At 63.8% G+C, this 9,777-nt stretch carries 9 protein-coding genes; 7 read left to right on the top strand and 2 right to left on the bottom strand.

The genetic code is table 11. The features are described from left to right. The 3 genes from G3N95_RS39265 to G3N95_RS39255 all read left to right on the top strand — a co-directional run. On the top strand, positions 1-1,070 hold a 1,070-nt coding region (locus G3N95_RS39265), incomplete at its 5' end, for a hypothetical protein (protein WP_241019192.1). 24 nt (positions 1,071-1,094) lie between these two features. Next, positions 1,095-2,621 (top strand): sigma-54 dependent transcriptional regulator, encoded by a 1,527-nt coding sequence (locus G3N95_RS39260; RefSeq protein WP_205975453.1) that lies wholly within the window; start codon positions 1,095-1,097, stop codon positions 2,619-2,621. A 118-nt stretch (positions 2,622-2,739) separates the two neighbouring features. Further along, positions 2,740-3,240 carry a dihydrofolate reductase gene (locus tag G3N95_RS39255; protein WP_205975452.1) on the top strand — a complete coding sequence of 167 codons (501 nt, stop codon included), beginning with the start codon at positions 2,740-2,742 and terminating at the stop codon, positions 3,238-3,240. A gap of 794 nt (positions 3,241-4,034) precedes the next feature. Here G3N95_RS39255 and pmbA read toward each other — a convergent pair. Then, positions 4,035-5,405, bottom strand: a complete 1,371-nt coding sequence (pmbA, locus tag G3N95_RS39250; protein ID WP_205975451.1) for a metalloprotease PmbA — start codon at positions 5,403-5,405, stop codon at positions 4,035-4,037. A gap of 219 nt (positions 5,406-5,624) precedes the next feature. Between pmbA and yjgA the strand changes: the two genes are divergently transcribed. Next, entirely contained in the window at positions 5,625-6,236 is a 612-nt protein-coding gene (gene yjgA, locus G3N95_RS39245) for a ribosome biogenesis factor YjgA (RefSeq protein ID WP_205975450.1), read from the top strand. After that, positions 6,217-6,843: a molybdopterin adenylyltransferase gene (gene mog / locus G3N95_RS39240; protein ID WP_205975449.1), complete on the top strand. Its 627-nt coding sequence runs from the start codon at positions 6,217-6,219 to the stop codon at positions 6,841-6,843. Before yjgA ends, mog begins: the two co-directional genes overlap by 20 nt. A gap of 3 nt (positions 6,844-6,846) precedes the next feature. On the opposite strand, the gene orn is transcribed toward mog, so the two are convergent. Then, positions 6,847-7,470, bottom strand: coding sequence for an oligoribonuclease (gene orn, locus G3N95_RS39235; protein WP_205975448.1), 624 nt, complete (start codon positions 7,468-7,470; stop codon positions 6,847-6,849). Positions 7,471-7,558: 88 nt separating this feature from the next. On the opposite strand from orn, the gene G3N95_RS39230 reads away from it, so the two are divergent. Further along, a complete protein-coding gene (locus G3N95_RS39230; protein WP_205975447.1) occupies positions 7,559-8,818 on the top strand; it encodes a M48 family metallopeptidase in 1,260 nt (419 codons plus the stop codon). Continuing rightward, a complete protein-coding gene (gene rsgA / locus G3N95_RS39225; protein WP_205975446.1) occupies positions 8,815-9,768 on the top strand; it encodes a ribosome small subunit-dependent GTPase A in 954 nt (317 codons plus the stop codon). Before G3N95_RS39230 ends, rsgA begins: the two co-directional genes overlap by 4 nt. Positions 9,769-9,777: the final 9 nt, after the last annotated feature.

The raw sequence follows: 9,777 nt of genomic DNA, 5'->3' as shown, positions 1-9,777 counted from the left end.
AGGGCACCGCGGCAACGGGCTCGCCAGGCACCAGCAATCCGAACGCGCAGGCGAGCGGCCCCGGCATGCCGGAAGGCGCCGTCGGGCAGACGCAGAAAGCGGCCGAACCGGTGCGCACGCAGGCCGAGGAAGCCGTCGTGCAGCGCGAGCACGCGCCGCTCTTCGACCACAAGCTGACGCTGGACTGGGGCATCAGCGATACCTACTACGACCGCCGGCAGCTGCAGTTGTCCGGCTTCCTCGCGCTCGACGCGATCTTTCTCGGCAACATCAATCTGGGGCAGACCAAGTCGCACCAGATCATGGCCGACCTCGACACGCGCTACGGCCTGACGGACCGCATCAGCGTCGACGTCGACGTGCCGTATGTGTACCGGCACAGCCAGTTCATCGTCGGCGGCGCGGGCGGCGCGGCCAACACGCTGTCCGACGCGTCGGTGAATTCGAGTGCGATCGGCGACGTCAACTTCGGGCTCTACTACCAGATCCTGAAGGAGACCAACAACATCCCCGACGTCGTCGGCAGCCTGCGCGTGAAAGCGCCGACGGGCACCTCGCCGTTCGGGCTCAAGGTGGTCCAGCTCGAACCCGACAACACCAATCTCGTCGCGCCTTCGAAGCTGCCTACGGGCACCGGCTTCTGGAACGTGACCGCAGGTCTTTCGGTGCTGAAGACCTACGACCCCGTCGTGCTGTTCGGCAGCATGTCCTACACGTACAACATCGCGCGCTCGTTCGCGGATATCTCGTCGATCGCCGGACAGACGCAACCCGCGACCGTCAAGCTCGGCGACATCTTCCAGCTCGGCGCGGGCGTCGCGCTCGCGTTCTCCGACAAGGACTCGGCGAGCATCTCGTACACGCTCGCGCTGCAGCCCTCGTCGAAAACGAAGGCGCCCGGCGGCGACTACGTGAAGGTGCCGGGCAGCGAGACGACGGCAGCCGTGATGAATTTTGGCCTGAACCATGTAGTGAACAAGCATCTGACGATCAACGGTTCGGTATCGATCGGCATGACGCCCGACGCGCCGAACTATGTCATCGGCCTGCGCTTTCCCTATACCTTTTGACGTGACACCGATACGAGGCAGATCGTGCGCGAATCTTCTCATCTGAGTTCCGTTACCCCGCTCGCCGGCTCCGGGCTGCGGCTTGCCGCCTCGCGCGGATCGGAAACGTCCGCCGCCCGCCCCGAGGCCGTCGACGCGCCGCGCGGTGCGGCGCCCGAGGCGGGCACACGTGTGCTCCTGTACGCGGCCCGCACGCCTGACGACGCGCTCGTCGAGCACCTGAAGAGCCGTGGCTGGAGCGTGCTCGTGGCGCGCTCGGCGCACGAGATCGGCAAGCTCATCAAGCCCGCGACGATGTGCGCGGGCATCGTCGACATGGCGAGCTTCCCGGCGCGCGACCTGCCTGGACTCGAAGCGGGCCTGCGACAGCAGCAGGTCGGCTGGATCGCGCTCGCGAATCCCGAAAGACTCGCGGACCCCGCCGTGCGGCGGCTGATCCGCCACTACTGCTTTGACTACGTGAAGATTCCCGTGGCGAACGCGACGATCGACTATCTGGTCGGCCACGCGTACGGGATGATCAATCTTGGCGACGCCGACCTGCCGCCCGACACGACGGCCGTCAGCGACGACGAAATGGTCGGCACCTGCGAAGCGATGCAGCAGCTGTTCCGCACGATCCGCAAGATCGCGAACACCGACGCGAGCGTGTTCATCTCGGGCGAATCGGGCACGGGCAAGGAGCTGACGGCGCTGGCGATCCACGAGCGTTCGCCGCGGCGCAAGGCACTGTTCGTGCCGATCAACTGCGGCGCGATTCCGCATCACCTGCTGCAGTCGGAACTGTTCGGCTACGAGCGCGGCGCGTTCACGGGCGCGAACCAGCGCAAGATCGGTCGCGTCGAATCGGCCAACGGCGGCACGCTGTTTCTCGACGAAATCGGCGATCTGCCGATGGAAAGCCAGGCGAGCCTGTTGCGCTTCCTGCAGGAAGGCAAGATCGAGCGACTGGGCGGCCACGAATCGATTCCCGTCGACGTGCGCATCATCTCGGCGACCCACGTGGATCTGGAAGGCGCGATGAGCGAAGGACGCTTCCGCCAGGACCTGTTTCACCGGCTGTGCGTGCTGCGCGTCGACGAGCCGCCGCTGCGCGCACGCGGCAAGGATATCGAACTGCTCGCGCATCACATTCTCGGCAAGTTCAAGACGGACAGTGCACGCAAGATTCGCGGGTTCACGCCGTCGGCGATCGAGGCGATGTACAACTATCACTGGCCCGGCAACGTGCGCGAGCTGATCAACCGGGTGCGCCGCGCGATCGTGATGGCGGAGAGCAAACTGATCTCGTCCGAGGATCTCGACCTCGCGCAGTTCAGCGAGCAGCAGACGATGAGTCTTGCGCAGGCGCGCGAAGTGGCCGAGAAGCGTGCGATCGAAGTTGCGCTGCTGCGGCATCGGCACCGGCTCAATGAAGCGGCGGCGGACCTGGGTATTTCGCGCGTGACGCTGTACCGGCTGATGGGCACGCATGGATTGCGGGATGCGTCGAGCGACGACAAGGGAGACGGCAAGGGCGCATATCGCGGCGACGGCGACGTGCGCGAATAGCGGTCACTGCGCGAGGCGTCGGTCACTCGGCTTGGGCGCCTGAGGCGGCTCGCCGCTCGCGGTCGGGTAGAATCGGCGTTCGCTTTCGGACCCTGCTCTCTATCTGTTCTTCACTCGCATGACGACGCTGACCCTGATCGTCGCTCGCGCCCGCAATGGCGTGATCGGCCGTGACAACCAGCTGCCCTGGCGGCTTCCCGAAGACCTCGCTTTCTTCAAGCGCACGACGATGGGCGCGCCCATCGTGATGGGGCGCAAGACGCATGAATCGATTGGCCGGGTGCTGCCGGGCCGCCGCAATATCGTCGTGACACGCGATGCGCAGCGCCGCTTCGAGGGCTGCGATACCGTGACGAATCTCGACGATGCGTTGGGGCTCGCGGCGCGCGATGGTGCTGCCGAGGCGTTTTTGATCGGCGGCGCGCAGTTGTATGAGGAAGGCCTGCGGCGCGCGGACAAGATGATCGTCACTGAAATTCATGCTGATTTCGATGGCGATGCAAGGTTTCCTGCGCCTGATGCGGCGCGCTGGCAAGAAATCTCGCGGGAGACGCATCAGGCTAAAGAGCCTAATGACTTTGAGTATGCCTTCGTGGTTTATCGGCGCGTTGCCGCTTGAGGTTTTTTTGGGCGGCTTTGTCTTGCGGCGCTTGCTTGTAGCTTTTTTGGTTTTCGCTGGCATCCGCGGTTTGTTTTTGCGCTTTCGCTGGCATCCGCGGGATGTCTTTGGTTCGCTCGCGTTGCCCCTGTGCGGGGCGGCACTTACTTTCTTTGCCGCCGCAAAGAAAGTAAGCAAAGAAAGCGGGCTCACACCGCCAGTGCTACTCGTTGCCTGCGGGCCCCCAACAGTTCTTACGCTCCACGCGGCATCGTACTGGTTTGCGCCCGTTGCCAGCGTGCTACCTGCACGCATCACCCGCTTCACACTCTCGCGTCACGGACTGCATTAGCAGGAAGTCCACTGCCGCCCAGGTGGCAAACTGTGTGTAGGCCGTCGCGATGGAAGTGCACCACTCCGGACTGAAAAACAGATCGGTGTCGTAGTATCACCAACGCATACGGCGCGACAACCTACACACAGTTTGCCACCTGGGCGGCGCGGACGGGTCGCTGCCGCTGGCTGCCTGCGGGTGATTGGAGTGGGTGATGCGCCTGTTCGAGGCGCTGGCAACGGGCGCAAAACAAAGTGTTGCCGAGTGGAGTGCGGGACCCGTTGGGGGCCCGCAGGCAAGTACAAAAGCTAGCGGTGTGAGCGGCTTTCTTTTGCCTACTTTTCTTTGCCGCTGCAAAGAAAAGTAGGTGCCGCCCCGCACAGGGGCAACGCCAGCAAACCAGAGACATCACGCGGATGCCAGCGAAGAGAAACCCAAAAAAAAAACCACAATCGCGACTACGTCGCAAAACAACAAAAAATCACTGCCCAGCGACAGTCATCCGCTCGATCAAAACAGAACCAGTCTGCTTGGTCCCGCGGACAATAGTGTCCGCCCCAATAGCGACAACATGCCGGAACATTTCCTGCAACGTGCTCGCCACGGTAATCTCCTCGACCGGATACTGGATCTTGCCGTTCTCGACCCAGAACCCAGACGCGCCGCGCGAATAATCGCCCGTCACGTAGTTGACGCCCTGCCCCATCAACTCCGTCAGCAGCAAACCAGTGCCCAGCTTCCGCAACATCTCTTCGAAGTCGTCGGACGGCTGCGTCAAAGAACTACGCAAAGAAAGATTATGCGAGCCGCCAGCATTACCCGTCGTCGGCATGCCGAGCTTGCGCGCCGAATACGTCGACAGGAAATAGCCCTCGACGACGCCGTCCTTCACCACCGAACGCTGCTTCGTGCGTACTCCCTCTTCGTCGAACGGCGCGCTGCCCATCGCGCGCGGCACGTGCGGATCTTCGACCACCTGCACATGCGGTGCGAATACGGGCTTGCCCAGACTGTCGACGAGAAACGATGTCTTGCGATACAGCGCGCCGCCGCTCGTCGCCTGCACGAATGCACCCAGCAGCCCCGCCGCGAGCGGCGCCTCGAACAGCACGGGCACCTTGCGCGTGTCCAGACCGCGCGCGCCCATGCGCGCCAATGCACGCTCGGCGGCATAGCGGCCCACGGCTTCAGGATTGGCAAGTTCGCCTGCGCTGCGCTTCGACGTGTACCAGTCGTCACGCTGCATGTTGCGGCCGCTGCCCGCGATCGGCGCACACGCAACGTAGTGACGCGAATACGGATAACCCGCCAGGAAGCCGCGCGACGTGCCGAGCACGAACTGCGAATGCTGCGCCGATATGCTCGCCCCTTCCGAATTCTTGATCATCGGATTCGTCGCGAACGCGGCATCTTCCGCGCGCCGCGCCAGTTCGACGGCTTCGTCGGCGTCCAGATTCCACGGGTGATACAGATCGAGATCGCGCGGATCGGTTTCGAGCAGTTCTTCTTCCGCGAGACCCGCGCAGTCGTCTTCGGCCGTGAAGCGCGCGATGTTGTACGCGGCCATCACCGTGTCCTTCAGTGCCTCGGACGAAAAGTCGGACGTGCTCGCATTGCCTCGCTTGTTGCCGATGAAGACCGTCACGCCGACCATCTTGTCGCGGTTGTGCTCGATCGTCTCGACTTCGCCGCGCCGCACGGAGACGGACAGCCCGTCGCCTTCCGAGATTTCGGTGGCCGCGTCGGTCGCGCCAAGTACCTTTGCGTGACGAAGAATGTCGGAGGCGATTTCCTTCAGCTCGTCCTGCGTATGCGGGAAAAAGCGTTGCCGGGCTTCCGTGTCTGCTGCCATTGTCGTTTGCCGTCCTGAGTTTGCGGTGCCGTCCGGGCCGAAGCCCGCGAGAGTTCGTCGTTGCAAGCGCTGTATCCAGCCGGCCTGTGCGCCGACGTATCCCGCGATCATAGCAAGCTCTACGCCGCCGCACCTGGCATTCGCGAATGCACTGCGCGCAAGCGAGTGCCGACCGCACGTCGCCCTGCCGGCGCGGCCCGGCAGGCTACAATATCGCGCATGACACGCAAAACCCGCATTCAACCTATGGAACCCGCTGTCGTCGTCGACGACAACGGGTATGACCGTCCCAGCAAATCGCAACTGAAGCGCGAAATGCACGCGCTGCAGGCGCTGGGCGAAGAACTCGTCGCGCTGCCGAAAGACGCGCTCAAGCGCATGCCGCTGCCCGAAGCGCTCGACGAAGCCGTGCGCGAAGCACGCCGCATCACCGATCACGAAGGCAAGCGCCGCCAGATGCAGTACGTGGGCAAGGTGATGCGCGGCCTGACGGACGACGAAACGGCCACGCTGCGCGAAGCGCTCGACAAGTACAAGGGCGTCAACAAGTCGGAAACGGCACGCCTGCACTGGATCGAGCGCACGCGCGAACAACTGCTGGCCGACGACGCCGCGCTGACCGAGTTCATCCGCCAGCACCCGGCCGCCGATCCGCAGGAAGGCCGCACGCTGATCCGCAACGCCCGCAAGGAAGCGCAGCAAGGCAAGGCGCCGCGCTACTTTCGCGAACTGTTCCAGTGGATCAAGAACGCCGGCGGCGCGAGCGGCGATGATGACGACAGCAACGATTCCGACGAGCCGGACGATCACGATGACGAATCCCACGCGTAATCATCCCGACGAGCTGATCGTCGGCCTCGTATCGATCAGCGATCGCGCGAGCACGGGCGTCTACGAAGACAAAGGGATTCCGTCGTTGCAGGCGTGGCTCGGCGACGCGCTGACGTCGCCGTTTCGCACGGAGACGCGTCTGATCCAGGACGACGCACCGACCATCACGAAGACGCTGATCGAACTCGTCGACGAAGCGGGTTGCGATCTGGTGCTGACGACGGGTGGCACAGGCCCCGCGCGCCGCGACGTGACGCCCGAGGCGACGCTGGCGGCCGGTACGAAGGAAATGCCGGGGTTCGGCGAACAGATGCGGCAGATCAGCCTGAATTTCGTGCCGACGGCGATCCTGTCGCGTCAGGTCGCGGTGATCCGTGAAACGGCGGAACGCGCCGCGCTGATCATCAATCTGCCGGGACAACCGAAGTCGATCAAGGAAACGCTGGAAGGTCTGCGCGACGAGACTGGGAACGTGAAGGTGCAGGGCATTTTCGCCGCAGTGCCGTATTGCATCGACCTGATCGGCGGCCCTTACATCGAGACGAACGCCGCCGTCGTGACGGCGTTCCGGCCGAAGAACGCGGTGCGCGCTCCACGGCAAAGCTGAGCCTTATTGCGCGCTCGCGTCGCTGGACGATGCGTCGGCTGCGCTGGCCGCAGGAACCAGGAAATGCTCGCGGTAGTAGCGCAGTTCGTCGATCGATTCGTGGATGTCGGCCAATGCCGTGTGCATCGCGCGCTTCTGGAAGCCCTTGTAGATCGCGGGCTGCCAGCGGCGGCACAGTTCCTTCAGCGTGCTGACGTCGAGGTTCCGGTAATGGAAGAACGTTTCCAGTTCGGGCATCCACCGCGCCATGAAACGGCGGTCCTGGCAGATCGAGTTGCCGCACATCGGCGACTTGCCGGGCGGCACGTACTGGCCGAGAAACGCGCGGATCTGCCCGGTGGCTTCCGCTTCCGTCACCGTCGACGCGCGCACGCGGTCGATCAGCCCCGAACGGCCGTGCGTGTTCTTGTTCCAGTCGTCCATCTTGCCGAGCGTTTCGTCGCTCTGGTGAATGGCCAGCACAGGGCCTTCGACCATTTTGTCGAGCGTCGAATTGGTCACGACCACGGCGATTTCGATGATGCGGTCGTTGTCGGGATCGAGCCCCGTCATTTCCATGTCGAGCCAGACGAGATTCATGTCGGTGCGCGCGAGCGGCTGATCGACGGATTCGATAATGTCAGTCATTGAAGGCAACCCCGATTTGGATGGCGCGCTCCCGCCCGCAGGCGGGAACAAACATATAATTCTCGCATAGAACCCACGGATTCCCCGGATGCCTACTCTGTACTTCACCGTTCTGTTCGTGCTCGCCGTCGTGGCGATGGTCGGCACGAAGCTCTGGCTCGCGTCGCGGCAGATCCGCTTCGTGGCCGCGCACCGCGAGAGCGTGCCGCAGCAGTTCACAGGCACGATCGCCCTCACCGCGCATCAGCGCGCCGCCGATTACACGATCGAACGCACGCGCCTGACGATGGCCGAGATCGTCGTCGGCGCAGCCGTGCTGATCGGGCTGACACTGCTCGGCGGCGTGCAGGCCATCGATCTCGCCATCGGCGACTGGCTCGGGCGCGGCTATATCGGCCAGATCGCGCTGGTGGCAGCCGTCATCGCGATCACGAGCGCCATCGACCTGCCCTTCGAGTATTACCGCCAGTTCGTGGTCGAGCAGCGCTTCGGCTTCAACCGGATGACGAAACGCATCTTTTTCGCCGACCGCATCAAGGGCGTGCTGCTAGGCGCCGCGTTCGGCTTGCCGCTGCTGTTCGTCGTGCTGTGGTTGATGAATCAGGCGGGCACGTACTGGTGGTGGTGGACATGGGTCGTCTGGGTCGTGTTCCAGATGCTCGTGCTGATTCTGTATCCGACCTTCATTGCCCCGATGTTCAACAAGTTCGAGCCGCTCAAAGACGAGGCGCTCGTGCAGCGCATCGACGCACTGATGAAGCGCTGTGGCTTCGCAGCGAAGGGCCTGTTCGTGATGGACGGCAGCCGCCGCTCCGCGCACGGCAACGCGTATTTCACGGGCTTCGGTTCGTCCAAGCGGATCGTGTTCTTCGACACGCTGCTCTCGCGCCTGTCGGGCAGCGAGATCGAAGCGGTGCTCGCGCATGAACTCGGCCACTTCAAGCGCCGCCATGTGATCAAGCGGATGGTCGTCACGTTCCTGATCAGCCTCGCGATGCTCGCGTTGCTCGGCTGGCTCACGCAGCGCACGTGGTTCTTCGAAGGTCTGGGCGTGCGTCCGTCGATGACGGGCAGCAACGACGGCCTCGCACTCGTGCTGTTCTTTCTCGCGGTGCCCGTGTTCCTGTTCTTCGTGACGCCGCTCGGCAGCCTCAGTTCGCGCAAGCATGAGTTCGAAGCCGATGCGTTCGCCGCGACGCAAACCGATGCAAAGGATCTCGTCAACGCGCTCGTCAAGCTGTACGAAGACAACGCGTCGACACTCACGCCCGACCCGCTCTATACCGCGTTTTACTACTCGCACCCGCCCGCTTCGCAGCGGATCGACCGGCTGCTGCGTCACGCATGAGCGGCCGCTCGCCGAAAGCGCTGCGCGCGGCTGCCGCCAGCGACCGCGCGCAGGATCGCGTGCGCGGCCTCGTGATCGCAGCGCATGGCCGTCACTACATCGTCGCGCCCGAAGACGGCAGCGCGATCCTCCAATGCTTCCCGCGCGGCAAGCGCAGTGAAATCGCCGTCGGCGATCAGGTCCTGTACGAACCGACCTCCGCCGATCAGGGCGTGATCGTCGAGATCGGCGAACGGCGCAATCTGCTGTATCGCTCGGATCAGTACAAGTCGAAGCTGTTCGCGGCGAATCTCGATCAATTGCTGATCGTCCTCGCCACCGAACCGCATTTCAGCGAAGACCTGCTCGGGCGCGCGCTCGTCGCGGCGGAAGAGAACGAGCTGACGCCGCTGATCGTGCTGAACAAGATCGACGTCGAAGCCGCGCTGCCGCTCGCGCGCAAGCGGCTCGAACGGTATCGCGGGCTTGGCTACACGGTGCTCGAAGTGTCGATCAAGGCACAGCCCGACGCCGCGCGCGCAACCCTCGAAGAACACCTGCACGGCCATTCGACGCTGCTGCTCGGCCAGTCGGGGATGGGCAAGTCGACGCTCGTCAATCTGCTGATTCCCAATGCCGAAGTAGCGACGCGCGAGATCTCGACGGCGCTCAATAGCGGCCGTCACACGACCACGTTCACGCGCCTCTATCCGCTGCCCGGCACCGAAGGTGCGCTGATCGATTCGCCCGGCTTCCAGGAATTCGGTCTGCATCATCTGACGGAAGGCAAGCTCGAACGCGCGTTTCCGGAGTTCAGGCCGCTTCTGGCCGATTGCCGCTTCTACAACTGCCATCATCTGCACGAGCCGGGTTGCGCGATTCTCGAAGCCGTCGCCGATGGCCGCATCGCGAAGGAACGGCACGCACTCTACGCGCAGCTCGTGCACGAGGCGAGCCAGATCGTCCGCTGATCGCATGAT

This window comes from Paraburkholderia sp. Tr-20389 (assembly GCF_017104565.1).
In the GTDB taxonomy this organism is placed as follows: Bacteria; Pseudomonadota; Gammaproteobacteria; order Burkholderiales; family Burkholderiaceae; genus Paraburkholderia.
Note: the sequence above shows the minus strand (reverse complement) of the source record. Positions and strands in the feature narration are given on the sequence as shown.